This is a genomic window from Mesoterricola sp. MK458, from assembly GCF_055384935.1.
This window is the reverse complement of sequence record NZ_AP045075.1, coordinates 1,790,068-1,815,895: the sequence shown is the minus strand read 5'-3', so window position 1 is coordinate 1,815,895 and position 25,828 is coordinate 1,790,068. Positions and strand designations below refer to the sequence as shown.

At 69.8% G+C, this 25,828-nt stretch carries 31 protein-coding genes; 17 read left to right on the top strand and 14 right to left on the bottom strand.

The annotated features are described in order from the left end of the window. Positions 1-339: 339 nt before the first annotated feature. From ACZ5LB_RS07905 to ACZ5LB_RS07870, 8 genes are read left to right on the top strand one after another with little or no spacing between them, the layout of a single operon-like run. Positions 340-744, top strand: a complete 405-nt coding sequence (locus tag ACZ5LB_RS07905; protein WP_464605640.1) for a hypothetical protein — start codon at positions 340-342, stop codon at positions 742-744. A gap of 57 nt (positions 745-801) precedes the next feature. Continuing rightward, positions 802-1,344, top strand: a complete 543-nt coding sequence (locus ACZ5LB_RS07900) for an SCO family protein (RefSeq protein ID WP_464605639.1) — start codon at positions 802-804, stop codon at positions 1,342-1,344. Further along, positions 1,341-1,640, top strand: coding sequence for a hypothetical protein (locus ACZ5LB_RS07895; protein WP_464605638.1), 300 nt, complete (start codon positions 1,341-1,343; stop codon positions 1,638-1,640). The genes ACZ5LB_RS07900 and ACZ5LB_RS07895 overlap by 4 nt, the downstream gene beginning before the upstream one ends. Next, positions 1,624-2,757, top strand: coding sequence for an ABC transporter permease (locus tag ACZ5LB_RS07890; protein WP_464605637.1), 1,134 nt, complete (start codon positions 1,624-1,626; stop codon positions 2,755-2,757). The genes ACZ5LB_RS07895 and ACZ5LB_RS07890 overlap by 17 nt, the downstream gene beginning before the upstream one ends. Next, entirely contained in the window at positions 2,754-3,425 is a 672-nt protein-coding gene (locus ACZ5LB_RS07885) for an ABC transporter ATP-binding protein (RefSeq protein ID WP_464605636.1), read from the top strand. The genes ACZ5LB_RS07890 and ACZ5LB_RS07885 overlap by 4 nt, the downstream gene beginning before the upstream one ends. Beyond that, complete coding sequence (locus ACZ5LB_RS07880) at positions 3,422-4,411, top strand: hypothetical protein (protein WP_464605635.1); 990 nt, start codon at positions 3,422-3,424, stop codon at positions 4,409-4,411. Before ACZ5LB_RS07885 ends, ACZ5LB_RS07880 begins: the two co-directional genes overlap by 4 nt. A 12-nt stretch (positions 4,412-4,423) precedes the next feature. Further along, a complete protein-coding gene (locus ACZ5LB_RS07875) occupies positions 4,424-5,011 on the top strand; it encodes a nitrous oxide reductase accessory protein NosL (protein ID WP_464605634.1) in 588 nt (195 codons plus the stop codon). A 32-nt stretch (positions 5,012-5,043) separates the two neighbouring features. Beyond that, complete coding sequence (locus tag ACZ5LB_RS07870; RefSeq protein ID WP_464605633.1) at positions 5,044-5,487, top strand: nitrous oxide reductase accessory protein NosL; 444 nt, start codon at positions 5,044-5,046, stop codon at positions 5,485-5,487. On the opposite strand, the gene ACZ5LB_RS07865 is transcribed toward ACZ5LB_RS07870, so the two are convergent. The 12 genes from ACZ5LB_RS07865 to ACZ5LB_RS07810 form a co-directional block, all read right to left on the bottom strand. After that, complete coding sequence (locus ACZ5LB_RS07865) at positions 5,456-6,229, bottom strand: uroporphyrinogen-III synthase (RefSeq protein WP_464605632.1); 774 nt, start codon at positions 6,227-6,229, stop codon at positions 5,456-5,458. The genes ACZ5LB_RS07870 and ACZ5LB_RS07865 overlap by 32 nt on opposite strands. A gap of 49 nt (positions 6,230-6,278) precedes the next feature. Then, positions 6,279-6,722 (bottom strand): CGGC domain-containing protein, encoded by a 444-nt coding sequence (locus ACZ5LB_RS07860; protein WP_464605631.1) that lies wholly within the window; start codon positions 6,720-6,722, stop codon positions 6,279-6,281. Between the two features lie 43 nt (positions 6,723-6,765). Next, entirely contained in the window at positions 6,766-7,302 is a 537-nt protein-coding gene (gene tsaA / locus ACZ5LB_RS07855; protein ID WP_464605630.1) for a tRNA (N6-threonylcarbamoyladenosine(37)-N6)-methyltransferase TrmO, read from the bottom strand. An 11-nt stretch (positions 7,303-7,313) separates the two neighbouring features. Beyond that, positions 7,314-8,564: a P-loop NTPase gene (locus ACZ5LB_RS07850; RefSeq protein ID WP_464605629.1), complete on the bottom strand. Its 1,251-nt coding sequence runs from the start codon at positions 8,562-8,564 to the stop codon at positions 7,314-7,316. A gap of 27 nt (positions 8,565-8,591) precedes the next feature. Continuing rightward, on the bottom strand, positions 8,592-9,776 hold the full coding sequence (locus ACZ5LB_RS07845; RefSeq protein WP_464605628.1) for a trans-sulfuration enzyme family protein: 1,185 nt from the start codon (positions 9,774-9,776) through the stop codon (positions 8,592-8,594). A gap of 14 nt (positions 9,777-9,790) precedes the next feature. Beyond that, entirely contained in the window at positions 9,791-10,657 is an 867-nt protein-coding gene (locus ACZ5LB_RS07840; protein ID WP_464605627.1) for a PaaI family thioesterase, read from the bottom strand. A 2-nt stretch (positions 10,658-10,659) separates the two neighbouring features. Then, entirely contained in the window at positions 10,660-11,046 is a 387-nt protein-coding gene (locus ACZ5LB_RS07835; RefSeq protein WP_464605626.1) for a NifB/NifX family molybdenum-iron cluster-binding protein, read from the bottom strand. Next, a complete protein-coding gene (locus ACZ5LB_RS07830) occupies positions 11,043-11,936 on the bottom strand; it encodes an ATP-binding protein (RefSeq protein ID WP_464605625.1) in 894 nt (297 codons plus the stop codon). Before ACZ5LB_RS07830 ends, ACZ5LB_RS07835 begins: the two co-directional genes overlap by 4 nt. Then, positions 11,929-12,786, bottom strand: a complete 858-nt coding sequence (locus ACZ5LB_RS07825) for a nucleotide-binding protein (RefSeq protein ID WP_464605624.1) — start codon at positions 12,784-12,786, stop codon at positions 11,929-11,931. Before ACZ5LB_RS07825 ends, ACZ5LB_RS07830 begins: the two co-directional genes overlap by 8 nt. 242 nt (positions 12,787-13,028) lie before the next feature. Beyond that, entirely contained in the window at positions 13,029-13,763 is a 735-nt protein-coding gene (locus ACZ5LB_RS07820) for a ZIP family metal transporter (RefSeq protein WP_464605623.1), read from the bottom strand. Between the two features lie 9 nt (positions 13,764-13,772). Then, complete coding sequence (locus ACZ5LB_RS07815; RefSeq protein ID WP_464605622.1) at positions 13,773-14,138, bottom strand: NifB/NifX family molybdenum-iron cluster-binding protein; 366 nt, start codon at positions 14,136-14,138, stop codon at positions 13,773-13,775. 166 nt (positions 14,139-14,304) lie between these two features. Beyond that, positions 14,305-14,946 (bottom strand): DUF5808 domain-containing protein, encoded by a 642-nt coding sequence (locus tag ACZ5LB_RS07810; RefSeq protein WP_464605621.1) that lies wholly within the window; start codon positions 14,944-14,946, stop codon positions 14,305-14,307. Between the two features lie 114 nt (positions 14,947-15,060). Here ACZ5LB_RS07810 and ACZ5LB_RS07805 point away from each other — a divergent pair, with 114 nt between their 5' ends. Beyond that, positions 15,061-15,531 carry an OsmC family protein gene (locus ACZ5LB_RS07805; RefSeq protein WP_464605619.1) on the top strand — a complete coding sequence of 157 codons (471 nt, stop codon included), beginning with the start codon at positions 15,061-15,063 and terminating at the stop codon, positions 15,529-15,531. Here the strand turns inward: ACZ5LB_RS07805 and ACZ5LB_RS07800 are convergent. Further along, a complete protein-coding gene (locus ACZ5LB_RS07800) occupies positions 15,518-16,021 on the bottom strand; it encodes a hypothetical protein (RefSeq protein ID WP_464605617.1) in 504 nt (167 codons plus the stop codon). The two genes, ACZ5LB_RS07805 and ACZ5LB_RS07800, sit on opposite strands and share 14 nt — an antisense overlap. Positions 16,022-16,169: 148 nt before the next feature. Between ACZ5LB_RS07800 and ACZ5LB_RS07795 the strand changes: the two genes are divergently transcribed. From ACZ5LB_RS07795 to aqpZ, 8 genes are all read left to right on the top strand, one after another. Beyond that, positions 16,170-17,087, top strand: a complete 918-nt coding sequence (locus ACZ5LB_RS07795; RefSeq protein WP_464605616.1) for a class I fructose-bisphosphate aldolase — start codon at positions 16,170-16,172, stop codon at positions 17,085-17,087. Positions 17,088-17,332: 245 nt separating this feature from the next. Continuing rightward, complete coding sequence (gene hcp / locus ACZ5LB_RS07790; protein ID WP_464605615.1) at positions 17,333-18,613, top strand: hydroxylamine reductase; 1,281 nt, start codon at positions 17,333-17,335, stop codon at positions 18,611-18,613. A gap of 34 nt (positions 18,614-18,647) precedes the next feature. Further along, complete coding sequence (nrfH, locus tag ACZ5LB_RS07785; RefSeq protein ID WP_464605614.1) at positions 18,648-19,139, top strand: cytochrome c nitrite reductase small subunit; 492 nt, start codon at positions 18,648-18,650, stop codon at positions 19,137-19,139. 45 nt (positions 19,140-19,184) lie between these two features. Next, positions 19,185-20,678 (top strand): ammonia-forming cytochrome c nitrite reductase subunit c552, encoded by a 1,494-nt coding sequence (locus tag ACZ5LB_RS07780; protein ID WP_464605613.1) that lies wholly within the window; start codon positions 19,185-19,187, stop codon positions 20,676-20,678. 16 nt (positions 20,679-20,694) lie between these two features. Then, complete coding sequence (locus ACZ5LB_RS07775) at positions 20,695-23,022, top strand: molybdopterin-dependent oxidoreductase (protein ID WP_464605612.1); 2,328 nt, start codon at positions 20,695-20,697, stop codon at positions 23,020-23,022. Next, positions 23,019-23,462, top strand: coding sequence for a hypothetical protein (locus ACZ5LB_RS07770; protein WP_464605611.1), 444 nt, complete (start codon positions 23,019-23,021; stop codon positions 23,460-23,462). The genes ACZ5LB_RS07775 and ACZ5LB_RS07770 overlap by 4 nt, the downstream gene beginning before the upstream one ends. 8 nt (positions 23,463-23,470) lie before the next feature. After that, the gene (locus ACZ5LB_RS07765; RefSeq protein WP_464605610.1) at positions 23,471-23,935 is read left to right on the top strand and encodes an RrF2 family transcriptional regulator; all 465 of its coding nucleotides are present in this window, start codon (positions 23,471-23,473) and stop codon (positions 23,933-23,935) included. A gap of 82 nt (positions 23,936-24,017) precedes the next feature. Further along, positions 24,018-24,713: an aquaporin Z gene (gene aqpZ, locus ACZ5LB_RS07760; protein WP_464605609.1), complete on the top strand. Its 696-nt coding sequence runs from the start codon at positions 24,018-24,020 to the stop codon at positions 24,711-24,713. 53 nt (positions 24,714-24,766) lie between these two features. On the opposite strand, the gene fbaA is transcribed toward aqpZ, so the two are convergent. Next, a complete protein-coding gene (gene fbaA / locus ACZ5LB_RS07755) occupies positions 24,767-25,795 on the bottom strand; it encodes a class II fructose-bisphosphate aldolase (RefSeq protein ID WP_464605608.1) in 1,029 nt (342 codons plus the stop codon). Positions 25,796-25,828 lie beyond the last annotated feature (33 nt).

Here is a 25,828-nt window from a genome sequence, read left to right as displayed (position 1 = left end):
AGGGGGCGCTGGCCCGCCACAGGCTCGCATGCGGAAGGGCCAGCGCCCCCTGCCGCGCGCCGGTCACGGCGCGGCCCGCGATAGCGGGCAGGGCCTGGGCGGCATGGGTCGGCGCCTCAAGTCGCGAAGCCACCTCTGCGCAACTCTGCGCCTCAGCGTCCTCTGCGTACAGGTTTTTTACCCAAAGCTACCGAACCAAAAATAACAATCAGAGACGGATCCACAATTTCCTCGATCGCCCCCCATGCCCAGGACCCCCAGGAACCTGCCCCCCGCTCATCGCACTTGAACGGTACCCAGCCGCCCCCCTGCGACTCCGTTCCCGGATGCCCGACCACGATGACCCTGCGAATCTGCGTCCTCGGCCTTGCCTTCCTCACCGCCTGCGGAGGCGGCGCCCGCGTGGCGCCTGCCCGGGTGGGCGGGGGCTGCACCTACCAGAACTACCCGGGGAACGCCACGATCACCCGCATCGAGAGGCTGCCCGGAGGCGGAGCCAGCGCCCATTTCTCGTTCACGCCCAGTGATCCCGGCGCCATCGCGACCTACCGGTTCCCGGGGGACGGGGACGCCGACCGGGTTCTGCACATGGACGGGACGACCGCGCCTTCGCCGCAGGAGCTCGAGCGGCGCGGCATCCGGCCCGGGGCCATGCTGCCCTGCGTCCGGTGGGAGATCCGCACGGGGACGTGCACGCCCCGGGGCTTCTCGTTCCCTTCGCTGGCCGGATTCTCGGGCTCCTAGCCGTCGGCGATCGGGGCGGGCCCTGGTAAACTGCCGGGCATGCCTTGGCAAAAACAATTGGTCTACTGCACCGCGGCGGGGATCCTGGCGACAGGCTCCTGCGGGCGTCCTGCGGGAAAGCTTCCGCAGGGCGGGGACTTCGTCCTGCGGGCCCCGGACGGGCCGCTGGACTCCCGGACCCTGCGCGGCCAGGCCCTCCTGCTCTTCTTCAGCTACACCCACTGCCCGGACGGGTGTCCCGCCCACCTGCGCAACGGCGCCCTGGCCTTCGGCCGCCTGACGCCCGCGGAGCAGGCCCGGGTGCGGCTGCTCCTGGTGACCGTGGACCCGGGGCGGGACACCCCCGCCCGCATGAAGGACTACGCCGCCTTCGTGAGCCCGGCCCTCACCGGTCTCACCGGGTCCCCGGCGGAGATCGCCGCCGTGGCCAAGGCGTACGACGCCGCCTACCTCCGGCAGGAGCCCCGCGCCGATGGCAGCTACGACGTGGGCCACACGGAACGCATCTACGTGGTGGCCCCGGACGGCAAGCTGGCGGCGGTCCTGGGACGGGGCGCCACCGAGGCGGAGATCCTGGCCGCCGCGCGGAAGGTCCTGTGAGCCCCCGTCCGGCCTTCCGCGCCCTCCTGGCCCTGGGCGCACTGGTGGTCCTGGCGGGGCTGACCTTCCTGGACGCCGCCCGGATCCGGCGGGCCCGGCGCGCGGACCAGGCCGCGACGGCGCGGTTCGCGGCCCAGGCCGGCCTCACGGACCTGGCCCTCTTCAATGAGGCGCGCTACACGCGCCACCCAACCCAGGCGGACCGCCACTCGGCTTTCCAGGACCATCCCCTGGCCTTCGATCACTTCCCCAGCGGCAGCCTGCTGCCTCCGAGGTCCCATGCGCGCCGGGATTGAGCGCCAGCTCGCCCTTCTGGATTTCACGCTGGCCTCCCTGGCGCGGCGCAAGGCCCGCAACTTGGGCCTGCTGGCGGTCTTCGCGCTGCTGGTCTTCCTCATGGCCTCCGTGACGCTCTTCACCCGGGCGCTGCGGCAGGAGGCGGCGGCGGTGCTGGCGGGCACGCCCGAGGTGATCCTGCAGCGCATGGTGGCCGGCCGGCACGAGCTGGTCCCCCCGGGCTACCGCGAGCGCCTGGGCCGCATCCGGGGGGTCCAGAAGGTGGAAGGCCGGCTTTGGGGGTACTACTTCGATCCCGTCACCCAGGCGAACTATACGTTCATGGTGACGGAACCCGCCCCCCGGGACGGCACCGTCACCATCGGCCCGGCCCTGGCGCGCCTGCGCGGACTGACGGAGGGGGGCACGCTGGCCTTCCGGTCCTACGCGGGAGAGCTGCGCGCCTTCCGCATCGCCGCCGTGCTGCCGCAAAGCACCGAACTGGCCAGCGCCGACCTGGTGCTGGTGTCCGAGAAGGACTTCCGGGCGTTCTTCACCTATCCCGAGGGCTGCTTCACGGACCTGGCCTTTTCCGTGGCCAATCCCCAGGAGGCGCGCACCGTCGCCGCCAAGCTGGTGCGTGACCTGCCGGATGCCCGGGCCATCCTGCGGGAGGACAGCCTGCGCACCTACGCCTCGCTCTTCGACTGGCGGGAGGGCCTGGTCCTGGCCATGCTCGGCGGCGCCCTGCTGGCCTTCGGGATCCTGGCCTGGGACAAGGCCTCGGGGCTCTCGGCCGAGGAGCGCCGGGAGATCGGCATCCTCAAGGCCATCGGCTGGGAGACCGGCGACATCCTGCGCATGAAGGCCTGGGAGGGCGTCCTCCTGGGCCTCACGGCCTTCCTCCTGGGGTACGTGGCCGCCTACGCCCACGTGTTCCACGGCGGCGCGGGCCTGTTCGAGCCGGTGCTCAAGGGCTGGGCGGTGCTCTACCCCCGGTTCGCCCTGACGCCGGTTCTGGACGGCCTGGACCTCCTGACCCTCCTCCTGCTCACCTGCGTGCCCTACACGGCCGCGGTGCTGGTGCCCACCTGGCGCGCGGCCACCACGGACCCCGATTCGGTGATGCGGTCATGATCGCGCTGTCGGGTCTCCGCAAGGCCTTCAACCAGGGCCGGCCCAACGAGTTCTGGGCCCTGGACGGCATCGACCTGGTCATCGAGGCGGGGAAGATCACCGCCTTCCGGGGCCCCAGCGGGTCCGGGAAGACCACCCTGCTGACCCTGGTGGGCTGCCTGGCCCGGCCGACCGCGGGCCGCGTGACCTTCAAGGGCGAGGTGGTCTCAAGCCTGCCCGAGCGCTTCCTCACGGACCTCCGCCGGCGGAGCTTCGGGTTCGTCTTCCAGCAGTTCCACCTCATCCGGGGCCTGTCGGTCCTCCAGAACGTCATGCTGCCCGCCGTGCCCACGGGCCGTCCCCGGCGGGAGGTGCAGGACCAGGCGCTGGGGCTGCTGGAACAGCTCCGGCTGGGCCGGCGGGGCCAGGAGCGCGTGGAGTTTTTGTCGGCGGGGGAACAGCAGCGGGTGGCCATCGCCCGGGCCCTCATCAACGATCCTGAGGTGCTCATCGCGGACGAACCCACCGCCAACCTGGACTCGGCCCTCTCCCGGCAGTTCGTGGGCCTCCTGGAGGAACTGAACGCCGGCGGGCGCACGGTGATCTTCACCAGCCACGATCCCCTCGTGGTGGAAAGCGGCGCGGTCCACCGGGTGGTGGGCCTCCGGGACGGGCGGCTGGAGCCATGATCCTGCAGGCCGCGGTCCTCACCCTCCTGCTCATCTCCGCCCTGGGGGTAGCGGTACTGCTGGCGGCGGCGCCCTTCGCCCTGCAGGTCATCCGGCGATGGGACTTGGCCAGCGGCTCGGAGCTGCAGCTGCGGCTCGAGCGCAGGACCTACCTGTTCTCCACCCTGGTGGGGTTCGTCATGGTCCTGCAGCTCGCCGGGATCCTGCTCTTCGTCTTCAACGCCGACCGCATGGCGGTGCAGTTTCCCGGGGCCATGTGCGCGGTGGGCGCCCTCAATGCTGGCCGGTTCGGCTTCGGGGCGCTGCTGGGGCAGGTTGCCCTGTTCTTCCTGGCCGGCATGTGGCTGACCCTGAACCATGTGGATTCCCTGGGCCGGGACTATCCGCTGGTGAGGATCAAGTACGCCCTGATGATCGGGCTGCTGCTCCCGGCGTCCGCGGTCCTGGCGCTGCAGTGGATCTACTTCTCCGGCCTGCGCGCCCAGACCCTCACCTCCTGCTGCGGCAGCCTCTTCGCCGAAGGGGCCGCAGGGCTCCCGGGGGACCTGGCCGCGCTCCCCCCGGGCCCGGCCATGGGGGCCTTCTTCGGAAGCCTGGCGCTCGCCGTGGCCGCGGCCTGGTTCCTGCGCCGCCGGGGCGGGTACCTGACGGGCCTGGCCAGCGCCGCGGCCTTCGCCGCCACCCTGGCCGGCATCACCTCCTTCCTGTCGCTCTACGTCTACGAGCATCCCCACCACCACTGCCCGTTCTGCATGCTCAAGGCTGAGTTCCACTTCGTCGGCTACGCCCTGTACGTGCCGCTGTTCCTGGCCACGGCCGCGGGCCTGGGCACCGCGGTCCTCCAGCCCTTCCGCGGGGTGCCGTCCCTGTCGGCCGTCGTGCCCGCGGTCTCGGCCCGGCTTGCCCGGGTGGCGGCCGCGGGGTTCGCCCTGGTTCTCCTGGTCGCCCTTGTCATCCTCGGGCGGTCCCATCTCATCCTTTTCTGAAGGAGGTGCCCCATGACGGCACGCGAGGTTCTCACGCGAAGTCTCTGCCTTACCCTTGGTCTGGCGCTGGGGGCGACCCCGCCGCCCGCCCAGGGCGTTGCCGCGCAGGCCGCCGTGGCGGTGCCGGCGAACGAACTGGTGAAGTGTCCCAAGTGCCCCTACTGCGGGATGGACCGCAAGCAGTTCCACAAGGCGCGGATGCTGGTGCAGTACAGCGACGGCCTGCTGGAAGGCACCTGCTCCCTGCACTGCGCGGCCATCGGTCTCTCCCTCCACGTGGACCGGGAGCCCGTTGGCATCTGGGTGGGGGACAACGGGGCCGCCGGCGAGGTCGTGCCCCTGGTGGAGGTGGACCGGGCCACCTTCCTGGTGGGCAGCAAGCTGCCCGGGGTCATGACCGTCACCAGCAAGGTGGCCTTCGGGACTTCGGCCGCCGCCAAGGCCGCCCAGGCCGCCCAGGGCGGCGAGCTCCTGAACTTCGACCAGGCCCTCATGGCCGCCTATGCCGACATGTCCAAGGACGTGGCCCGCATCCGCAAGATGCGAGCGGAGCGCCGCCGGCGGATGCAGGAAGCGGGCGCGCCCGGGGCCAGGCCCTGATGTGGAGGCCTGGATTCCTCCTGGTGGCGGGAATGGCCGTCCTCGCCCAGGCGCCCAAGGAGCCGCCCAGGCCTGGCCCGCGGGATCTCTGCCCGGTCTGCGGCATGAACGTGGCCAAGTACCCTGCCTGGCAGGCCGCGGTGGTCTGGAAGGACGGCGCCGTCCACCACTTCGACGGCGCCAAGGACCTGTTCAAGTTCCTCCAGGCCCCCGGGGCCTTCCTTCCCGGCCGCGAACGGAAGGCCATCGGCGGCCTGTTCGTCACTGAATTCTACGGCCTGAAGCGGATCCCGGCGGAAGCCGCCTGGTACGTGGTGGGGTCCGATGTTCTGGGACCCATGGGACACGAGCTGGTGCCCTTCGCGTCCGCGGAGGATGCGGCGGAATTCCTGAGGGACCACAAGGGCCGGCGCGTGCTCCGCTTCGGACAGGTGACGGGAGGTGTCACAAAGGGGCTGGACTCGGGGCAGTTCTAGCCTCCATGGCCACGATGAGGCCTTCCAGTGTGCTCTCGGTCGCGGTTACCTCGATGGCGAGGTCCCTGGCCCGGGCGGTCGCCGACGTGATGGGCCCGATGCTGGCGATCCTGACACCCTGGAGGAGCTGCGCCGCGCCAGGGTCCAGCAGATCCAGGAGGGCATCCACGCCGCTTGAGGAGGTGAGCATCACCCAGTCGAGGGTGCGGGCTTCCAGCCGGGCCAGAAGTTCGCCGCGCCGGTCCCGGGAAGCCGGACGGGTTTCGTAGACCGGGACGAGGTCGACGGCGCACCCCCCGCCGCGAAGCGTTTCGGGGAGGATGTCCCGGCCCTTCCAGGCGCGGAGCAGGAGCACCCTGGGCCGGGTGAGCGAATGGACCACCGGGTCCTCGAGGATGGCCCGGGCCAGGGCTTCCCCGAGGAATTCGGAAGGAACGATCTGTGCGTGGAGGCCCCTTTCCTGGAGGGCCTGCGCCGTGCCCCGTCCGATCGCGGCGATGCGGACGCCTGCGAACAGCTCGGGGCCCGATCCCCGGGCCGTGACCTCGGCCAGGAAGAACGCCACGGCGTTGGCGCTGGCGAAGACCACCACATCGAAGTCCGGGAGGTCGCGGACCGCCTCGGCCACCCGGCCGGGGTCCGGCGGGGGACCCAGGGCGATCAGGGGGAGTTCGACGGGTTCGGCGCCTCGCCCCCGCAGCAGGCCGGCGGCGAGGGCGGACCCTTCCTTCGGCCGGGTCACGAGGACGCGCTGGCCGGCCAGGGGGCTCCCGCTCCCCTCCGTGGACCCGTCAGTTGTAGGCGAGCTTGATCTCATCGGCTTCGGCCATGAGGGGCGCGGCCAGGCGGAAGGTGTCCTGCTCCTTCCAGAACGGCAGCCGCGCGTGGCGTTCCATGTATTTCTGGGGGATCGGGTGCGAGCCGATCTCCACCGGCAGGCCGTAGGCGGTCTCGATGAAGGCCTTGAAGCGGGCGGTGTCGGGGCAGGGGGGATAGCCCACCAGGAAACAGGTGGCCAGGTGGATGACCTCGGCGCCGTTCTTCTTCATCTCCTCGGGGACGTACTCGATGTTGCCGCCCGGGCATCCGCCGCAGGTGGAGTAGCCGACCACCTCGACCTGCTCGTCCGGGGCGTAGCGGGCGAAGGAGCCCCGGCGCTCCCGCAGGGCCCGGAAGCACTTGCCGCCTCCACAGGTCTGGTAGCGTCCGCAGATGATGATGCCGATCTTGGTCATGGCCGACCCTCCGGGTTGTGCAGGGAATGGGATGGGGATGGGTTCAGTCTAGCGGCTGGCACGGCAGACGGTCAGCGTGGATGTAGGTCCCTTCGGGAACCAGACAGGCTCCCTTCTGCCGGGTTCCTATCCTCCACGCCTCGTCCATGCCAATCTGGTCCGTCCAGCCCCCGCAGGCCGCGTCGGGGCAGTCCGCCTTGGGGAAGTAGGGCTTGATGTCCAGCAGGGGGGTGCCGTCCAGCATGTCGGCCCCCTCGAAGCGCACCCGGTCCCCCTCGACGGCGAGGATCTTCACGAGGCTCATGCCCAGGGCATTGGGACGGTGGGGGTAGCGGCAGGCGAAGACCCCCATGAACTCGTCCAGCATGAAGGGCTTCACGCGAAGGGGCCCGGGCGTGGCCCTGTGCAGGTGGTAGATCAGGAACGCGTGGCTGAAGCCCGCCAGCCCCTCCAGGCCTTCGGCGTAGCCCAGGTCCAGCTGGACCTCCCCCCGCGCGGCACCCGCGAAGCAGGGCTGGATGGGGGTCCGGTCCGGGTCCTGGTGGGGGGTCCGGATCAGGCCCAGGGGTTGTAGGATCACGGCCGCTCCGGTCATCGGACGGGGGCTCCGTCGCCCTGGAGGAGCGCCTGGAGAATTGGCCGGAAGGCCCGCGAGGCGCCTTCGCCGGCCCCGGTGTAGAGGCGGGGCTGGCCGGCTTCTCCGCCCGCGCCCACCTCGGGGTCCAGGGGCAGGGCGCCCAGGAAGGGCAGCCCCAGGTCCTCCGCCAGGCGCCGCCCGCCGCCCTTCTGGAAGATGGGGGTGCAGGTGCCGCAGGCGGGGCAGGCGAACCCGCTCATGTTCTCCAGGATCCCCAGCACCGGGATGCCCGCGGTGCGGCAGAAGGTGATGGCCTTGTGGGCGTCCAGGGTGGCCACCTCCTGGGGCGTGGTGACGATGACCGCGCCTTCCATGGCGCCCAGGGCCTGGTGGACGGAGAGGTGCTCGTCTCCGGTGCCCGGGGGGCAGTCCACCACCAGGATGTCCAGGGGCCCCCACTGAACCTGGTTGACGAACTGGTCCACGACGCCGGCCTTCATCGGTCCCCTCCAGATGGCCGCCTGGCCCGGCTCCAGGGCGAAGCCCATGGACATCACCTTCAGGGAGCCGAGTTCCACGGGCAGGAGGGCTCCCCCTTCCATGTGCAGGGTCTCATGGTCAAGGCCGAGCAGCTTGGGGACGCTGGGGCCGTGCAGGTCGACGTCCAGGAGGCCGACGGACAGGCCCTCCGCGGCGAAGCCCATGGCGAGGTTCACGGCCACGGTGCTCTTGCCGACGCCGCCCTTGCCCGACATCACGAGGAGGCGGCGGCGCACCTGGCCCACGCCCGCATCCAGCGAGGGCCGGGGGGCAGAACACGCGGCGTCCTGGGCGCAGCCCTCGCAGGACGGTTCCGCGCAGGTCTCTCCGCAGCCGCCGGCGCGGGGCTCTTCCTTGGCTTTCAGGTTCCTCTCATAGAAGCCCAGGGCCTTGTCCAAGGTTCGCAGGGCCAGGTCCGCGCAGTGGTGGGCTTCTTCGTTCTCGCCCTGGCCGATCAGGTCCAGGACGTCGATGGGGCGGATCTTCCGGATCTCGCCCAGGCTCCTGCCCTGGCTCAGGTGGGCCGCGGCGCTGCCGCAGGCCACTGAGGTCTCGCAGCCGTCGGTGGTGAAGGTGGCCTTGAGGACCGTGACGTCCTCCAGGCGCAGCCAGAATTCCATGGTGTCCCCGCAGGACCCCTCGATGCGGGCATGGGTGGAACTCGCGCGCATGGGGCCGAAATTGGCGGGGTGGATGCGGGCACCGATGGGTTCGAGCCAGGTCATGGCGACTCCTAGGGAAAGGGAAAAGCTTCAGTGGACGCGGGCCAGGGCCTGCTCCAGGTCATGGATGATGTCCTCCAGGTCCTCGATGCCCACCGACAGGCGGACCAGGCCGTCCGTGATGCCCGCCTCGAGGCGGTCCTCCCGGGCCATGCCGGCATGGGTCATGGAGGCGGGGTGGCTGATGAGGGTCTCCACGCCGCCCAGGGAGACCGCGAGGCCCGCCAGGTGGACGTTGTCCATGAGGATGCGGCCGGCCTCGGTGCCGCCCTTGAGCTCGAAGGCGATCATGGAGCCGGGGCCCGACATCTGGCGCTTGGCCAGTTCGAACTGGGGGTGGGAGGGCAGGCCCACGTAGCGAACCCACGCGACGGCGGGGTGCCTGGCCAGCCAGCCCGCCACCACCTGGGCGTTCTCCTGGGCGCGCTCCACCCGCAGGGCCAGGGTCTTGAGCCCGCGGCTGACCATGTAGGCCTGGTGCGGATCCATGTTCGCGCCCAGGTTCACGAGCATGGCCCGGAGCTGCTTGTGCAGGGCCTCGGTCTTCGCCACGACGATGCCGCCGACGATGTCGGCGTGGCCGTTGATGAACTTGGTCACGGAGTGCAGCACCACGTCCGCACCCAGGTCCAGGGGCTTCTGCAGGTGGGGGCTGGCGAAGGTGTTGTCCACCACCAGCAGGGCCCCGCCGGCGTGGGCGATCTCCGCGGCGGCGCGGATGTCCGTTACGGACATGGCGGGATTGCTGGGGGTCTCCACGTACACGAGCTTCGTGGTGGGCCGCATGGCCCGGCGGAGGTTCTCCAGGTCGGAGGTGTCCACGTAGGAAGATTCGACGTTGAACCGGCTCATGTGCTTTTCCATGAGACCGCGGCTGGGGCCGTACACGGAGTCCGTGCTGACCACGTGGTCCCCCGCGTTCAGAAGGGCGAGGTACACGGTGCTCACCGCGCCCATGCCGCTGGCCATGGCCGTGGCCCCGAAGCCGTTCTCCAGCTGGGCGACGTTCTCCTCCAGTGCGGCGGTGGTGGGATTGCCGATGCGGGTGTAGATGTAGCCGTCCTCCCTGCCCGCGAAGCGGTCCGCGCCCTGCTGGGCGTTCCGGAAGGCGAAGGTGGAGGTCTGGTAGATGGGCGTCACGACGCTGCCGTGGGCATCCTCGCGGATGCCAGCGTGGACGAGCTTGGTGTTGAAACCTTTGGTTCGGGTGTCCATGGTTGCTCCTGGGTTCAGACGAGACGTTTCCGGGCCTGGCTCAGCAGATGCCGCATGCCGCCGCCCTTGGGCAGGGGCGCCGCATCGGCGTCCAGGCTGCCCTGATAGAATTTGGCCCGCGCCGTTGCCCGGACCTTCCCTTCCTGTTCAAGCGTTGCGGTGAGCAGGTGGAGGGGACCCTCCCCCCGGACCCAATCACCCTTCAGGACCGCCGGGCGCCCCGTGCGCACCGGGCCGCGGAAGCGCACCCGCAGTTCGGCCGTGTAGGCCTCCAGCCCCATGGCGAGCATGCAGCTGGCCATGGCCCCGTCCAGGAGGCTGGAGATCACGCCGCCGTGGACGAGGCCCTCATAGCCTTCATAGGATTTGCCGCAGCCGAAGGTTCCCTCCACCCGGTGGACGCCGGTGACCCGGTAGTCCACCTGCAGGCCGAAGGGATGGCGGTCCCAGCACACCACGCAGTGCGGGTGGTGCCGGAAGCGCCCTGCGTCCAGGTGTGCCTGGGCCTCCTCCACGGCGGGATCCAGCCCGCCGATGGCCCGCAATTTCGCCAGGAGTGGATCCACGTCCGCCGCCGCAGGCTTGGCCGGCAGAGCCGAGAGGATGCCCAGGCCCTCGCCGGCCTCGTGGAAGGCCTCCGCGGACAGGTCCGTGAGGACGGCGGTGTTCAGGCTGGCGTTGATTTCCAGCAGGCGTTCCAGGATCCCGTGGAAGGGCGTGTACAGGCCGTCCACGATCACCAGGTCCCAGGTGCGGCTGCGGGCCGTCTGCAGGAAGTCGAAGTCGTCCCGGTAGCACTCGATCCGGGCGTTGCGTCCCTCAAGGCCGGCCCGGAAGGCGGACAGGCCTTCCTCCCGCGGAGTGATCAAGGCGATTCTCATGGCTAGTTGTGCCCCTGGCCGCCGCCGCAAGTGAATTCGCGGGTGAAGCGTTCGAGGTCGCCCTTGATCATGGCTTTCACCGCGTCCTCCACGCTGGGGGAGGCGGTGCCGCGGTAGACCTCGATGCCCGCCTGGTTGAAGCCCATGAGGGGGCGCAGGCCCAGGCCGCCGGCGATGAGCACGGTGGCGCCGGCCTGGGCCAGGTGGTTCACGGCCGCCAGGCACCCGCCCTGCTCGTGGGGCACGGGGGGCAGGAGGTCCACCTGGGTGATGAGGCCGTCCTCCACGTCGATCATCGTGTAGACGTCGCAGTGGCCGAAGTGGGCCCCCACCTGGGCCTGGAGGCCGCCGGGGAGGGAGGAGGGGATGGCGATGCGGGACTTGGTCATGGATGGATCTCCGTGGAGGGGGCTTCGAGGAGGGGTTGGAGGGTCGACCAGATCCGGCGGACCTGGGCCCCGAACGGCGTGCCTGGGCCCTCGGTCACAGCCTGGGCCCGGACCATGGCCCCGGGCACGGCCAGGTCGAAGGGCAGATGGCCGGCCACGGGGATCGCCCGGGCCCGGCAGAAGGCTTCGATGGCCTCCCGGTAGTCTGGGCCCAGGTCGGCCTTGTTGATGACGACCGTGGTGCGGATGCGGAAATGGCGGCAGAGTTCGGCCACCCGTTCCAGGTCGTGGAGGCCCGAGGGGGTGGGTTCGGTGACCAGGAGGGCGAGGGTGGCCTGGGAGAGGGAACTGATGACTGGACAGCCGATACCGGGCGCTCCGTCGCTCAGGACCAGGTCGATCCCCAGTTCGACGGCGCGGTCCCGGGCCTTGGTCTTGAGAAGGGCCACCAGCTTGCCGGAGTTCTCCTGCCCGGGGTCGAGCTGGGCGTGGACCATGGGCCCGAACCGCGTGAGGCTCTCGAACCAGGTGCCGCACAGGCGCTCGGGAAACGCGATGGCCTTTTCCGGGCAGAACGGCACGCAGGCCCTGCAGCCCTCGCAATGGGCGGTGTCGACGATCCGGCGGCCGCCTTCCGCGCGGATCGCGCCGAATGCGCAGACGTCCGCGCAGGTGCCGCAGTCCGTGCACCGGCCGGGATCGATCTCCGCCACGTGGCCGGCCAGGAAGGGGCCGCGGCGCACCACGGCTGGAGCCGTGACCAGATGCAGGTCGGGGGCGTCCACATCCAGGTCGCACAGGATCCGGGCGTGGGCCAGGTGGGCGAAGGCCGCCGTGAGGGAGGTCTTCCCGGTTCCGCCCTTGCCGCTGAGGACCACCAGTTCACGCATGGGCCATTCCTTCCAGGCGCGTGGCCAGGTCCCTGAAAAGGTCGCCCAGCCCGGCATCCAACTGGGCGATGATCTGGCCCTGCGCATAGGCCAGGGCGATGTCCCGGCGGAAGGGAAGCTCGGCCAGGACCGGCAGGCCCGCCTCCCGGCAGTATTCGTGGACGCGGTCATCCCCGAGCCCGGCGCGGTTGATGACCACCCCCATGGGTTTGCCCAGGGCCAGGAAGGCCTGCCGGGCCAGCCGCAGGTCATAGAGGCCGAACGGGGTGGGTTCGGTGACCAGGAGGACAACGTCCGCGTCCTGGGCGGCCGTCATGGCCGGGCAACTCACGCCCGGGGGGCCGTCGATGATGACGTCCAGGGCCCCGGCCCGGGCGGCCTCGCGCATGCGGCGGCGGACCTGGTTCAGGAGGGGGACGCCCTGCGCTTCGCCGACCCGCAGCCGGCCGGTCAGGACGGGGATACCGCCGCGGGTCTGTCCTTCCTCCACCGCGCCCAGCAGCCGCTGCCCCCTTCCCAGGGCCCCCTGGGGGCAGATGCGGATGCACCCGCCGCACCCGTGGCAGAGGTCCGGGAAGAGCAGCAGGGACGTCCCCATCATGCTGATCCCCTTGAACTGGCAGAGCTCCGCGCAGGCGCCGCAACGGGTGCACAGGTCCGCGTCCAGGACGGGAACGTCGAGGTGGACCGCTTCGGAGCGGAACCCGGCCGGTTCCAGGAAGAGGTGCAGGTTGGGTTCCTCCACGTCCAGGTCCACGGCCAGCACCGGGCGCTGCCACACCGAGGCCAGGGACGCCGAGACCAGGGTCTTGCCCGTCCCCCCCTTGCCGCTGGCCACCGTGACGATCATGGCCGTCCCCTATTCGCCAGGGGCGTCGTGAAAGGCGAGCCGCCCGGTTTTGAACGGCTCGACGGCCTCGCCCGCCTTTCCGAACCGGGGATCCACGGGATCCGACACGGCCGGTCCCTCACGGGTGATCGCGATTCGGGTGGGGGTGGCGGGCATGGAGAACCTCTGAATTAATAGTGAGCATATGCTCTTTAATGGGCAATGGATCTTGGTCACACTTCGGCCGGATGGGCCCGGACGGATCACCCGTGGCCAGGGAGCAGGAAGATCAAGCCCGCTCCAGCCAGGACCATGCCCGCCTGCCACAAGGCCTCGGTTCGCGAAGTCGAACGGCGGTGTCTGGGCACCAGGTCGGCAAGGGCAAGGTAGAGGAAGAAGGCCGCGCCCGCCGCCAGGGCGTAGGCGGCCAGCGGCTTGACGAAGGCGAGGCCGAGGGAGGCCAGGAGAGCGCCCACGACCGTGAACACGCTCGGAACGAAGTTCCACATGAAGGCGGCTCCAGGCTCCCGGCCCCTCTTGAGCAGCACCAGGCTCACCAGGGCCTTGGGAACCTCATGCCCCATCAGGGCCAGGGCGAAGATCCACCCCGAGGCGTTGCCCACCTGGAAGGCCAGGGCCAGCGCGAGGCCGTCCACCAGGGCGTGCGAGGCGTTCCCCAGGCCGATGCGGATGGGCATCTCCGCGTGTTCCTGGCAATGGAACTCGTGGCAGTGGCGGAGGATATGAAACCGCTCCAGAAGGAAAAGGAACAGGATCGCTCCCAGCACGATGCGCAGGATGGGCAGGGGCGCGTGGTGTTCGAGGGCGTGGGGCAGCATGCGAAGCAGGGCCATGCCCAGGAGGGCGCCCACCGCAAAGCTGAGAACCCGTGGCGTCATCTGTTTCAGCGCATCCTCCGGCAGTCGGAAGACGAGGCTGGCCAGGATCACGCTGCCCGGGCCAACGAGGAAGGCGGCGAAAAGGATCATGGCGATCATGGCCGGCCCCTACTCGCCGGGGGCGTCGGAAAAGGCGAGACGCCCTGCTCTGAACTGCTCCACGGCCTCGCCCGCCGTGAGGGTCCCGAGGCCCTGGACGACCCGGATGCCGGCGGCCTTGAGCGCCGTGAAGGCCTTGGGGCCCACGTGGCCGGTGAGCAGTACCTGGGCGCCGGCCGCGGCCAGATTCTCCGCCGCCCGAATGCCGGCGCCCTGGGCGAGGACCTGGGCTGACCCATTGTCCACGTAGGTCGTGGCCAGGGTCTCCAGATTCACGACGACGAAGCCGCCCGCCCTTCCGAACCGGGGATCCACGGGATCCGACAAGGCCGGTCCCTCACAGGTGATTGCGATCCGGGTGGGGGTGGCGGGCATGGGGAACCTCTGGATCAAATATGAGCATATGCTCTTAACCTGTCAACGGACCTCGGTCACACTTCGGGTCCGTCCGTGAGCCAGGCGAGGGCTTGCGCATCCCTGGGGCCCTGGCCCATGACGTTCAGGGACCGCTGCTTATCAAAAACGGAACGTCCCAGTGGAACTAGCGCGCCTTCGCCAGGAGGAGAACCAGCCCCACCGGCATCAGCAGCAGGACGAGGACCGCCCAGGACGCCGGCTTGGCGAAGTTGAGGGTCCACCCCACGCCGATGACCTTGGGCACCCAGATGCGGTCGTCGTCCGGATTCACGTAGAAGAGCCCCCATTTGTAGAGGGCCCGGTTCGCCTCCGCGGGCTTGAGCCGGGCGAAATCCCGGACCATGAAGGCGATCCCCGCCCCCAGGAGGGCCACGAAGGCCAGGGTGCCCGCGAGGATGATGCCCGGGCCGTGGGCGGGCGCCAGGAGGACGAAGCCCATCAGCACCGCCAGGCCCAGGCCCAGCAGGCCCCGCATGGGCGCCATGGCCAGGGCCCGGGCCTTGGCCGGATCCTTCTGCGCGAGGGCCAGCACGATGCCCAGGGCCGTGGTGAAGACCCACACGAGGACGGGGATCCCGAAGACCACCCAGGGCAGGGCGGCCTTGGGAGTCCAGCCGTCGACGATCCCCCGGGCGTTGAAATGCGTGGGCACGGGGTCGGGCAGGGTGGGGAGGATCCATGCGTAGAAGAGAGCCAGGCCCGCGAATGCGGCCACGGCCAGGAGGTCCCAGGGGGACAGGAGCGAGGGGCGCTTCGTGGGGGGCATGCTGGAAGTATGCGCCGGGCCGGCGAAGGGTGGCCATGCCCCTTTCGCACGCTGGAAATAGGCTTATATTGCCAGAAACGTTCTTGTATAAAAGAACACAGGAAGGAGGGATCCATGGGCAAGCATCAGGTGCGGATCGCCTGGACCCGCGGCGAGGCCGCCTTCGTGGACGCGCGGTACAGCCGCGCCCACGAGTGGGTCTTCGACGGTGGAGCCCGGGTGCCGGCTTCCTCCTCGCCCTTCGTGGTGCCGCCGCCCCTGTCGGACCCCGCCCGGGTCGACCCGGAAGAGGCCCTGGTGGCGGCCGCGAGCAGCTGCCACATGCTCTGGTTCCTCTCCATCGCCGCCGGCAAGGGCTTCGTGGTGGACGCCTACGTGGACGACGCGGTGGGGATCATGGGGCGGAACCCCCTGGGGAAGGTGGCCATGACCCGCATCGTCCTGCGCCCCGAGATCACGTTCCAGGGCCAGGCCCCCACCGCCCGGCAACTGGGGGAGCTCCACGAGGCCTCCCACGACTGCTGCATGATCGCCAATTCCCTCACCACCGAGATCGTGGTGGAGGAGCCCGTCAGGCAACCTTGAACTTCCGTCCGATCCAGGTGCGGGCCAGGGGCGTTTCCAGCCGCCCCGTGCGCAGGTCGCCCAGGCTGTAGAGGGAGAGGTCCACCACGGGGGTGTCCGGGCCCAGGGTGCCGTCCTGGAGGCGGGCCTCCAGGTCCCCCTTGGGAACGGCCCGCAGGCCGCCGGCGTCCACCAGCACGGAAGCGGCGGGATCCACCTCCGCCAGGCCCAGGTCGCCCACCAGCCGGCGCACCTTGCGCAGCATGGCGTCGATGGCGCAACCCGAGGGCGCGGAGGCCAGTTCGGGTTCGGCCACGGCCAGGATGCGGTCCTTCACCAGCGCGAAGGCGCCCTGGTAGGCGTGGCCCTTGTGCCGCCACTGGGCCAGGATGGCTTCCATGCCCTCCTCCAGGCGGGCCCGCGTATCGGCGGAGGGCGCGGCGTCCAGGGCCACCAGCCAGAGGCGGGCGGAATCGGGAAGGGGCTGGAAGGGTCCGGGCAGGTGGGACATGGGTGGGCCTCGGCGCCCATTCTACATGAGAATGAGACTCCACGGCACGACAAAAATCCGCCCCCCGCCGCGCCGGCGGCCGGAAATCGCCGGGCCCAGGGTGGCGCATCCGGCGTACCATAAGGCATTCCACCGTCCGGAGGTCGAGATGACCGCTCGCGTCAAAGAAATCCTTTCGTGGTACGGCTCGGAGAATCCGGGCGTGAAGGCCAACCTGGCCCGGCTCATGAACACCGGGAAGCTGGCCGGCACCGGCAAGTTCGTGATCCTGCCCGTGGACCAGGGCTTCGAGCACGGACCCGCCCGCAGTTTCGCCCCCAACCCCGCGGGCTACGATCCCAGCTACCACGTGGAACTGGCCATCGAGGCCGGCTGCAACGCCTACGCGGCGCCCCTGGGGTTCCTGGAGGCGGTCGCGGGCGACTACGCCGGTGATGTCCCCCTGATCCTCAAGCTCAACAACAGCGACAGCCTGGCCAAGGTGGGCGAACCCTGTCCGGCGGTGACCGGATCCGTGGAGGACGCGCTGCGCCTGGGCTGCGCCGCCATCGGCTACACCATCTACCCCGGCAGCGGGGAGCGCAACGCCCAGTACGAGGCCTTGCGCGACCTGATCCTGGAGGCCAAGGCCGTGGGCCTGCCCACCGTCGTGTGGGCCTACCCCCGGGGCGCCGGCGTCTCCAAGGAGGGCGAGACGGCCCTGGACGTGGTGGCCTACGCCGCGCAGATGGCGGCGCAGATGGGCGCGCACATCATCAAGGTGAAGCCGCCGAAGGATTTCCTGGAACAGGCCGAGGCCAAGAAGGTCTACGAGAAGTACGGCATCCCCACCGCCACCCTGCGGGACCGCATCCGCCACGTGGTGCAGTCCGCCTTCAACGGCCGGCGCATCGTGATCTTCTCCGGGGGCGAGGCCAAGGGCACCCCGGAGGTGCTGGCCGAGGTGCGGGAGATCGCCGCCGGCGGCGCCTTCGGCAGCATCATGGGACGCAACGCCTTCCAGCGCCCCAAGGCGGAGGCCCTGGAACTGCTGGCCGCCGTCATGGCCATCCACGCCGGCGCCTAGCCTCCACAAAAACCCCAAAAGAGTTCACATTCCGATTTCGAGTGGACCTAGGCTAGGTCCAGCCCGACTCCGCACCGCGTTCCCGGCACCTGGGCCCCGCCGCGCCTCCCCCGTTCCGGGGCGGCGAGCCGTGGTGCGCCGTCAATCGTGAAAAATTTCTCAATTAGCCCGGAACCTTGACTCCCGTCAAGGCGCCCGGCCCATCCGCCTGGGACGCTGGCCCCAGGGACCCGTGAAGGAGCACCATGTTCTGCAACCAATGTGAGCAGGCCGCCCAAGGCACCGGCTGCGCCGAATTCGGCATCTGCGGCAAGGACGAGGACGTCCAGTCGCTGCAGGAGACGCTCCTCTACGGCCTCAAGGGCATGGCCGCCTACGCCCACCACGCCCGGCGCCTGGGCAGGACCGACGAGGCCGTCTCCGCCTTCATGGAGGAGGCCCTTTTCGCCACCATGACCAACGTCAACTTCGACGTGCCCAGCCTGCTGGAGATGGTCCTTGAATGCGGCAAGCACAACCTTCGCGTGATGCAGATGCTGGACGAGGCCCATGTGGAGCGCTACGGCCAGCCCGCCGTGGGCCAGGTGGCGGCCGGCACCCGCGCGCAGCCCGGCATCCTCGTCACCGGCCACGACCTGCTGGACCTGGAGAACCTCCTGGAGCAGGTGCGGGGCACGGACGTGCTGGTCTACACCCACGGCGAGATGCTCCCGGCCCACATGTATCCCGTCCTCAAGGGCCATCCCAACCTCGCCGGCCACTTCGGCGGGGCCTGGCAGCTGCAGAAGACCGAGTTCGAGGCCTTCGGCGGCGCCATCCTCGCCACCACCAACTGCATCCTGGAGCCCCGGGAATCATACCGGGACCGCGTCTTCACCACCCGCATCACGGCCGTCCCCGGCGCCACGCGGCTGCGGGGCGACGACTTCTCCGCCGTCATCGCCCGGGCCAAGGCCCTGGGCCCGCTCCCGGAGCGCACCGGACCTTCGCACACCGTGGGCTTCCACCAGAGCGTGATCCTGGGCGCGGCGCCCGCCATCCTCGAGGCCGTGGCCAAGGGCGAGGTGACGCGCTTCTTCGTCATCGGCGGCTGCGACGGCGCCGAACCGGGCCGCAACTACTTCAGTGACTACGCGAAGAACGCACCGGCCAGCTCGTTCATCCTGACCCTGGGCTGCGGCAAGTTCCGCATCCTCGACCACGACTACGGCACGCTCCTGGGCCTGCCCCGGCTGCTGGACATGGGGCAGTGCAACAACGCCTACGGCGCCATCCAGGTGGCAGTGGGGCTGGCCGGGGCGCTCAACTGCGGCGTCAACGACCTGCCGCTCACGATTGTCCTTTCATGGTTCGAGCAGAAGGCCGTGGCCGTGCTCCTCACCCTGCTCCACCTGGGCGTGAAGAACATTGCCGTCGGGCCGGCCGCGCCGGCCTTCCTCAGCCCGAACGTCTTCAAGGTGCTCCAGGGCGCCTATGGCCTTAAACTCACCGGAACCGACGCCAGGGCCGACCTCGCCCTGGTATGATGGCCCCGCGACCCCCCAAACCAAGGATTTCCCCGTGAAAGCCAAGAGTTCCGTCATCGTTCTGGGCCTGGCCATCCCGATCCTGCTCGGGGTGTTCTTCGGATCCGGCGTCTACACCTTCGTCTCCGCCAACGGGACGTCGTACCTCTCCGACAATCCGGCGGTGTGCATCAACTGCCACGTCATGCAGGAGAACTACGACGGGTGGCTGCACGGGTCCCACCACGCGGTGGCCACGTGCAACGACTGCCACCTGCCCCACAACAACGTCGTCAACAAGCTCTACGTGAAGGCCTCCAACGGCTGGCACCACTCCCAGGCCTTCACCATGGGCGGGTACCACGACCCCATCCAGATCAAGCCCGGCAACGCCAAGGTGCTGGAAGCCAACTGCGTGCGGTGCCACGAGGGCCTCACGGGCGAGATCACCGCCCACGGGACCCTGGGCGTGCCCACGGACCCCGCGCGCAGGGCCGACCTCTTCGGCTGCGTCCGCTGCCATCCCGGAGTCGGCCATGGCCGCTGATTCCCGAACCCTCCCCCCTTCTCACCTGAACCCGCGAGGCTGACCATGACCGAGACCAAGCCGCCCCTGTTCAATCGCCCCGCCCTCAGGCTGGGCCTCATCGCCGCCGCGGCCGCGACGGGCACCATCCTGGTGCTCCTGCTCAACGCCAGCATCTCCAAGCACAAGGCCGAGGCCTCCAAGACCTCCGTGCGCGTGGTGGAGACCGACGAGACGTCGGTGGACCCGGCGATCTGGGGCAAGAACTTCCCCCGGCAGTACGACGGCTACCTGCGCACCATCGAGCGCTCCGGCACCAAGTACGGCGGCGGCGGAAGCGAGACCCTGGCCATCAGCAAGCTCACGGAGGACCCGCGCCTGCCGATCATCTTCGACGGCTACGCCTTCGCCCTGGACTACCGCCAGCGCCGGGGCCACGCCTTCATGCTGGACGACCAGCGCGCCACCAAGCGCGTCACGGAACGCCCGCAGCCCGGCGCCTGCCTCCACTGCCACGCGTCCACCACCGTGGCCTACCGTGAGGCGGGCCTCAAGGCGGGGGCCCCCGGGACCCTCCAGGAGACCTTCGATTCCCCCAACGCCCAGGCCCAGCTGCAGGCCGGTTTCCAGGCCATCGGCAAGCTGCCCTACTCCGAGGCCACCAAGCTCGTGAAGCACCCCGTGGCCTGCATCGACTGCCACGACCCCAAGACCATGGCCCTGCGCGTGACCAAGCCGGGCTTCATCAACGGCATCGACGCCCTGGCCCGCAGCGGCGAACCGGTGCCCCACCTGCCGTCCATCGAGACCTGGCGCAAGGGGGACCGCTCCCGCAACTACGACCCCAACAAGGAGGCCTCCCGCCAGGAGATGCGCTCCCTGGTCTGCGGCCAGTGCCACGTGGAGTACTACTGCGGCCCCAAGACCACGCTCTTCTTCCCCTGGAACAAGGGCCTGAAGGTCGAGCAGATCGAAGCCACCTACTCGGACTACAAGTTCCCCGACGGGCACCGGTTCTTCGACTGGAAGCACAAGCGCACCGGCGCCGAGGTCCTCAAGGCCCAGCACCCCGAGTTCGAGATGTGGAGCCAGGGCGTCCACGCCCGCTCCGGCGTGAGCTGCGCGGACTGCCACATGCCCTACGTGCGTGAAGGCGCCCTGAAGATCAGCGACCACCAGGTGCGCAGCCCCCTGCTCAACATCTCCCGCGCCTGCCAGACCTGCCACCGGTTCCCCGAGGGCGAGCTCAAGGCCCGGGTGGAGGCCATCCAGGAGAAGACCCACACCCTCATGCTCCGCGCCGAGGACGCCGTGGTGGCCCTCATCAACGACCTGGAGAAGGCCAAGAACGACGGCATCCCCGAAACCGCCCTGGGCGACATCTTCGAGCTGCAGCGCAAGGCCCAGTGGCGCACGGACTTCATCAACGCCGAGAACTCCATGGGCTTCCATGCTCCCCAGGAGGTGGCCCGCATCCTCGGCGAAGCCATCGATTTCGCCCGCCAGGGCCAGCTGGCCCTGCGGGACCTGCGCGAAAAAACGAAGATCGCCAAGAAGTAAGGCTCCGGGAGACCCCATGTCACAGCCCCTGACCCGCCGCGATTTCCTTCGCGAGGGTGGCCTCTGCGCCACCGCCGCCACCCTGGCTTCCTCTCCCCTGGCCGCCGCCGCGGTGGCCAAGGGGGCCCCCAAGGGCCCCGGCATCGCCTGGGCCAAGGCCCCATGCCGCTTCTGCGGCGTGGGTTGCGGGGTGATGGTGGGCACGCGGCAGGGCAGGGTGGTCGCCGTCAAGGGCGACGACCAGCACCCCGCGACCCGGGGCATGCTGTGCGCCAAGGGCTACAGCCTCCCCGGCATCCTCACCGGCGGCGACCGCCTCACCTCGCCCCTGATCCGCAAGGGCGGCAGGCTCGTGAAGGCCACCTGGGACGAGGCCCTGGACCTGGTGGCCCGGCGGTTCAAGGAGACCCTGGCCGCCAAGGGCCCCGAGGCCGTGGCCATCTACGGCAGCGGGCAGTGGATGATCACCGACGGCTACGCGGCCTCCAAGTGGTTCCGGGCCGGCATGGGCAGCAACAACGTGGAGGCCAACGCCCGGCTCTGCATGGCCAGCGCCGTGACCGGCTTCATGAGCACCTTCGGCAGCGACGAGCCCATGGGCTGCTTCGAGGACCTGGCGCTCTGCGACGTGCTGATCATGTGGGGCAACAACATGGCCGAAGCCCATCCGGTGCTCTTCGGCCAGGTGCTCGAGAGCAAGGGCGCCAACCCCGCCAAGCGCATCGTCGACCTGGCCACGCGGCGCACCCCCACCTCCGACTTCGCGGACCTGCACCTGCTCATGGCGCCCCAGAGCGACCTGGCCATCGCCAACGGCATCGCGCACCTGCTCCTGAAGAAGGGCGCGGTGGACAAGGCCTTCGTGGAAAAGCACGTGGTGTTCAAGCGGGGCAAGGAGCAGATCGGCTACGGCCTGGCCGACAAGTCCCGGTTCGCCGACGAGCCGAAGAAGGCTACCTTCGAGGAGTACGCGGCCTTCCTGGAGACCTATACGCCCGAATACGTGGCGAAGGCCAGCGGGCTCTCCGTGGCGGCCCTGGAGCAGCTGGCCGGGTACTTCGCCGACCCCAAGCTCAAGGTGATGTCGGTGTGGTGCATGGGCGTCAACCAGCACAGCCGCGGCACCTGGATGAACAACCTCATCTACAACCTCCACCTCCTCACCGGCAAGATCTGCAAGCCCGGCTCCACGGCCTACTCCGTCACGGGCCAGCCCAGCGCCTGCGGCACCGTGCGGGAAGTGGGCGACCTCGCCCACCGCCTTCCCGCGGACATGGTGGTCACGAACCCCGACCACCGCGCCATCGCCGCCAGGATCTGGAAGGTGCCCGTGGACCGCATCAACCCCAAGCCCGGCCACCACACGGTGGAGATGTTCCGGGCCCTGGACCGGGGCGACATCTCCTGCATGTGGATCCAGGTCACCAACCCCTTCGTGAGCCTTCCCAACGTGGACCGCTACCGCAAGGGGGCCCGCAAGGAGGGGCGCTTCATCGTGGTGTCGGACGTGTATCCCACCGAGACCACGGCCCTGGCAGACGTGGTGCTGCCCAGCGCCATGTGGGTGGAGCGGGAGGGCTTTTTCGGCAACAGCGACCGCCGCACCCAGCACTGGGACCAGCTGGCCGAGCCCCCCAAGGGCTGCCTTCCGGACGACTGGCAGATCATCGAGGTGGCCCGGCGCATGGGCATGGGCGACCTCTTCCCCCGGGACCGCGCCACCTACGTGAAGGAGCTCTTCGAGGAGTACCGCCAGTTCACGGTGGGCACCGGCAAGGACCTGGCCACCTACGCGGAGCTCAAGGCCGCCCGCGGCATGCGCTGGCCCGTGGTCAAGGGGCGGGAGACCGCCCGGCGCTACGTGGAGGGCGAGGACCCCTTCGTCAAGCCCGGCGAGGGCGTGTCCTTCTACAAGAACAAGGCCGACGGGGGCCGCGCCGTGGTGTGGCTGCGGCCCTGGGAAGGCCCGGCGGAAGTGCCGGACGCCGAGTACCCCCTGTGGTTCACCACGGGCCGCATGCTGGAGCACTGGCACACCGGCACCATGACGCGGCGCGTGCCCCAGCTGAACCGCGCCCAGCCCAAGGGCTTCCTGGAAATCCATCCCGAGGACGCCAAGGCCGCCGGCATCTCCGACGGCGGGCTCGTGAAGGTCACTTCCCGCCGCGGCAGCGTCACCCTGCCGTGCCGGTTCGAGGCCCGGGGCCGCGTGCCCAGGGGCACCGTCTACACCTCGTTCTTCGACGAGTCCCAGCTCATCAACGCCGTGACCCAGGACAGCATCTGCCCCATCAGCGCCGAGCCCGACTACAAGAAGTGCGCCTGCAGGGTGGAGAAGGCATGAGAGCCCCGGTCCTGTCCCTGCTGCTCCTGGCCGGGCTGGCGCCGGCCCTTGTGGCCAAGCCCACGGAGCGCCTCCACGCCTACGCCCCGCCGGTCATCCCCCACGCCATCGACAAGGACGCGGCCTGCACCGACTGCCACGGCCGGGAGCGGGCCGGGGGCGTTCCGGCCGTGCCCCACCGGGTCGGCGGCTGGTGCCAGTCCTGCCACGTGCCTTCGGGCGGCGCAGCGCCCTTCCGGGCCAATCCCTTCAAGGGCGAACCGGTCTCCCACGCCCGGGGCGCCCGGGCCTACCCCGGAGCCCCGCCCGCGCTTCCCCACCCGGTGGCCATGCGGGAGAACTGCGCGGCCTGCCACGGACGGGAGACCCACCCGGGCATGCGGCGCAATCCCCATCCGGGGCGCCCCAATTGCCTCTCGTGCCATCTGGAAGTCCGGTAATCTTAAGCATGCTCTACTCAATGGCGACCGGATATGCCCTTCGCGCGCTGTCGGCGCTGCCCGAGGACGGGTCCTATCTCCTGGCCAAGGAGCTCGCGGGGCGGGTGGAGCTGCCCGGGCCCTACCTGGCCAAGGTCCTCCAGACCCTGGCCCACGGCGGCATCCTCGAATCCATGCGGGGCCCCCACGGCGGCTTCCGGCTGGCGCGGCCCGCGGACGCGATCACGGTGGGCGAGGTGGTGGCCATCCTGAACGCCATGGACACCACCACGGTGTGCGTCATGGGCTTCACGGACTGCCTGAGCAAGGGCCGGCCCTGTCCCCTCCACGCGGCGTGGTGCGACGCCAAGGCCACCCTGGACCACACCATGGCGGAGGTGACCATCCGCGATCTCTGCCGGCTGGACCTGTCGACGCTCAAGGTCGTGCCCCGGGTGAAGTGCCACGGTGAATCCGCCTTTTCCGGTGCCTGACGGGCGCATTGCTCGTAGAATTCCGACATCTGATCATCCACAGGTCCCGGACGCACCGGACCCTTCCCTGAAGGAGCCTTGCATGCCACTGACCCATCGTTTTTCGGCTGAAGTCTTCGGAACGTTCTGGCTGGTGCTGGGAGGCTGCGGCAGCGCGGTGCTCGCCGCGGCCTTCCCCGCCGTGGGCATCGGCCTTCACGGCGTGAGCCTGGCCTTCGGCCTCACCGTCCTTACCATGGCCTACGCGGTGGGCCCCATCTCCGGATGCCACCTGAACCCGGCCGTGACCCTGGGCCTGGCCGTGGGCGGGCGCTTCGCCTGGAAGGACGTCCTGCCCTACTGGGCCGCCCAGGTGGCGGGCGCGATCCTCGCGGGGTGCGTGCTCTACCTCATCGCCTCCGGCAAGCCGTTCTTCCAGCCCGGCGGGTTCGCCAGCAACGGGTACGGGCCCCACAGCCCCGGACAGTTCTCCATGGGCTCGGCCTTCCTCACCGAGGCCGTCATGACCTTCTTCTTCCTGTTCGTGATCCTGGGCGCCACCTCCCGCAAGGCGCCGGCCGGCTTCGCCCCCATCGCCATCGGGCTGTGCCTGACGCTCATCCACCTGGTGAGCATCCCCGTGACCAACACCAGCGTGAACCCCGCCCGGAGCACCGGCGTGGCCTTCTTCGCGGAAGGCGGCTGGGCCCTGGGCCAGCTCTGGCTGTTCTGGGTGGCCCCGCTCCTGGGCGCCGCAGCCGCGGGCTTCGTGTTCCCCAAGTTGGATAAGGACGCCTAAACGAAACAAGGCCCGGGTGACAGGATCACCCGGGCCGATGCCTTCGGGGTGGGCTACCGGATGGGGCCCAGCATCTTGCCGGCGCTGCGCAGGTCCTCGCAGGCGCGGACGACGCGGTCGGCCATGCTCTGCTCGGCCTTCTTCATGTAGGGGCGGGGATCGTAGGCCTTCTTGTCGCCCACTTCGCCGTCGACCTTCAGGACGCCGTCGTAGTTCTTGAACATGTGGCCGGCGACGGCGCGGGTGAAGGCGTACTGGGTGTCGGTGTCCACGTTCATCTTCACCACGCCGTAGTCCAGGGTGGCGTGGATCTCGGCCAGGCTCGAGCCCGAACCGCCGTGGAAGACGAGGCGGCTGCGCTGGCCGGGGAACGCCTTGTCGATGGCGGCCTGGCCGTCCCGGAGGATCTCGGGGCGCAGGACCACGTTGCCCGGCTTGTAGACGCCGTGCACGTTGCCGAAGGTGGCGGCCAGGAGGTACTGGCCCAGGGGGGCCAGGGCGCGGTGCACCTCGACCATGTCCTCGGGGGTGGTGTAGAGCTTGTCCTTGGGGACGCCGCTGGTGTCGTGGCCGTCCTCTTCGCCGCCCACGACGCCGGTTTCCACTTCGAGGATGATCTCGCTGGCCGCGCAGCGCTTCAGGAGCTCGGCGGAGCGGCGGATGTTCTCGTCCAGGGGCAGCTCGGAGCCGTCGAACATGTGGGCGTTGAAGAGGTTGCCCTGGCCCGCGGCGCGCCGGCGCTCGGTCTCGGCGATGAGGGGGAGCACGAAGCCCTCGAGGTACTTGGGGTGGCAGTGGTCCGTGTGCAGGGCCACGTTCACCTCGTAGTGCTGGGCCATGTAGTGGACGTACTGGGCCAGGGCGATGGCTCCGTAGGCCATGTTCTTGACGCCCAGGCCGCTCATGAACTCGGCGCCGCCCGTGGAGATCTGGACGATGCCGTCGGCCTTGGCGGTCTTGAGGCCGAGGAGGACCGCGTTGGCGGTCTCGGTGGAGGTGACGTTGAAGGCGGCATAGGCGTACTTGCCCTGCTGGGCCTTGTCGAGCATGGTGAGGTATTGGGAGGGCGTTACAACCGGCATCGGGATCCTCTTTCTGTCTGGTGGAATCAGTTT

What these genes read in the sequence shown, in the direction of transcription:
- ACZ5LB_RS07765 (WP_464605610.1), top strand. Translation starts at nt 23,471, where the DNA reads ATGCTCTACTCAATGGCGACCGGATATGCCCTTCGCGCGCTGTCGGCG.
- ACZ5LB_RS07820 (WP_464605623.1), bottom strand. Translation starts at nt 13,763, where the DNA reads ATGATCGCCATGATCCTTTTCGCCGCCTTCCTCGTTGGCCCGGGCAGC.
- fbaA (WP_464605608.1), bottom strand. Translation starts at nt 25,795, where the DNA reads ATGCCGGTTGTAACGCCCTCCCAATACCTCACCATGCTCGACAAGGCC.
- ACZ5LB_RS07805 (WP_464605619.1), top strand. Translation starts at nt 15,061, where the DNA reads ATGGGCAAGCATCAGGTGCGGATCGCCTGGACCCGCGGCGAGGCCGCC.
- ACZ5LB_RS07875 (WP_464605634.1), top strand. Translation starts at nt 4,424, where the DNA reads ATGACGGCACGCGAGGTTCTCACGCGAAGTCTCTGCCTTACCCTTGGT.
- ACZ5LB_RS07885 (WP_464605636.1), top strand. Translation starts at nt 2,754, where the DNA reads ATGATCGCGCTGTCGGGTCTCCGCAAGGCCTTCAACCAGGGCCGGCCC.
- ACZ5LB_RS07770 (WP_464605611.1), top strand. Translation starts at nt 23,019, where the DNA reads ATGAGAGCCCCGGTCCTGTCCCTGCTGCTCCTGGCCGGGCTGGCGCCG.
- ACZ5LB_RS07835 (WP_464605626.1), bottom strand. Translation starts at nt 11,046, where the DNA reads ATGACCAAGTCCCGCATCGCCATCCCCTCCTCCCTCCCCGGCGGCCTC.
- ACZ5LB_RS07800 (WP_464605617.1), bottom strand. Translation starts at nt 16,021, where the DNA reads ATGTCCCACCTGCCCGGACCCTTCCAGCCCCTTCCCGATTCCGCCCGC.
- ACZ5LB_RS07795 (WP_464605616.1), top strand. Translation starts at nt 16,170, where the DNA reads ATGACCGCTCGCGTCAAAGAAATCCTTTCGTGGTACGGCTCGGAGAAT.
- aqpZ (WP_464605609.1), top strand. Translation starts at nt 24,018, where the DNA reads ATGCCACTGACCCATCGTTTTTCGGCTGAAGTCTTCGGAACGTTCTGG.
- ACZ5LB_RS07815 (WP_464605622.1), bottom strand. Translation starts at nt 14,138, where the DNA reads ATGCCCGCCACCCCCACCCGGATCGCAATCACCTGTGAGGGACCGGCC.
- ACZ5LB_RS07810 (WP_464605621.1), bottom strand. Translation starts at nt 14,946, where the DNA reads ATGCCCCCCACGAAGCGCCCCTCGCTCCTGTCCCCCTGGGACCTCCTG.
- ACZ5LB_RS07830 (WP_464605625.1), bottom strand. Translation starts at nt 11,936, where the DNA reads ATGCGTGAACTGGTGGTCCTCAGCGGCAAGGGCGGAACCGGGAAGACC.
- ACZ5LB_RS07840 (WP_464605627.1), bottom strand. Translation starts at nt 10,657, where the DNA reads ATGAGAATCGCCTTGATCACTCCGCGGGAGGAAGGCCTGTCCGCCTTC.
- hcp (WP_464605615.1), top strand. Translation starts at nt 17,333, where the DNA reads ATGTTCTGCAACCAATGTGAGCAGGCCGCCCAAGGCACCGGCTGCGCC.
- ACZ5LB_RS07780 (WP_464605613.1), top strand. Translation starts at nt 19,185, where the DNA reads ATGACCGAGACCAAGCCGCCCCTGTTCAATCGCCCCGCCCTCAGGCTG.
- ACZ5LB_RS07905 (WP_464605640.1), top strand. Translation starts at nt 340, where the DNA reads ATGACCCTGCGAATCTGCGTCCTCGGCCTTGCCTTCCTCACCGCCTGC.
- ACZ5LB_RS07845 (WP_464605628.1), bottom strand. Translation starts at nt 9,776, where the DNA reads ATGGACACCCGAACCAAAGGTTTCAACACCAAGCTCGTCCACGCTGGC.
- ACZ5LB_RS07775 (WP_464605612.1), top strand. Translation starts at nt 20,695, where the DNA reads ATGTCACAGCCCCTGACCCGCCGCGATTTCCTTCGCGAGGGTGGCCTC.
- ACZ5LB_RS07870 (WP_464605633.1), top strand. Translation starts at nt 5,044, where the DNA reads ATGGCCGTCCTCGCCCAGGCGCCCAAGGAGCCGCCCAGGCCTGGCCCG.
- ACZ5LB_RS07860 (WP_464605631.1), bottom strand. Translation starts at nt 6,722, where the DNA reads ATGACCAAGATCGGCATCATCATCTGCGGACGCTACCAGACCTGTGGA.
- ACZ5LB_RS07880 (WP_464605635.1), top strand. Translation starts at nt 3,422, where the DNA reads ATGATCCTGCAGGCCGCGGTCCTCACCCTCCTGCTCATCTCCGCCCTG.
- ACZ5LB_RS07850 (WP_464605629.1), bottom strand. Translation starts at nt 8,564, where the DNA reads ATGACCTGGCTCGAACCCATCGGTGCCCGCATCCACCCCGCCAATTTC.
- ACZ5LB_RS07825 (WP_464605624.1), bottom strand. Translation starts at nt 12,786, where the DNA reads ATGATCGTCACGGTGGCCAGCGGCAAGGGGGGGACGGGCAAGACCCTG.
- ACZ5LB_RS07890 (WP_464605637.1), top strand. Translation starts at nt 1,624, where the DNA reads ATGCGCGCCGGGATTGAGCGCCAGCTCGCCCTTCTGGATTTCACGCTG.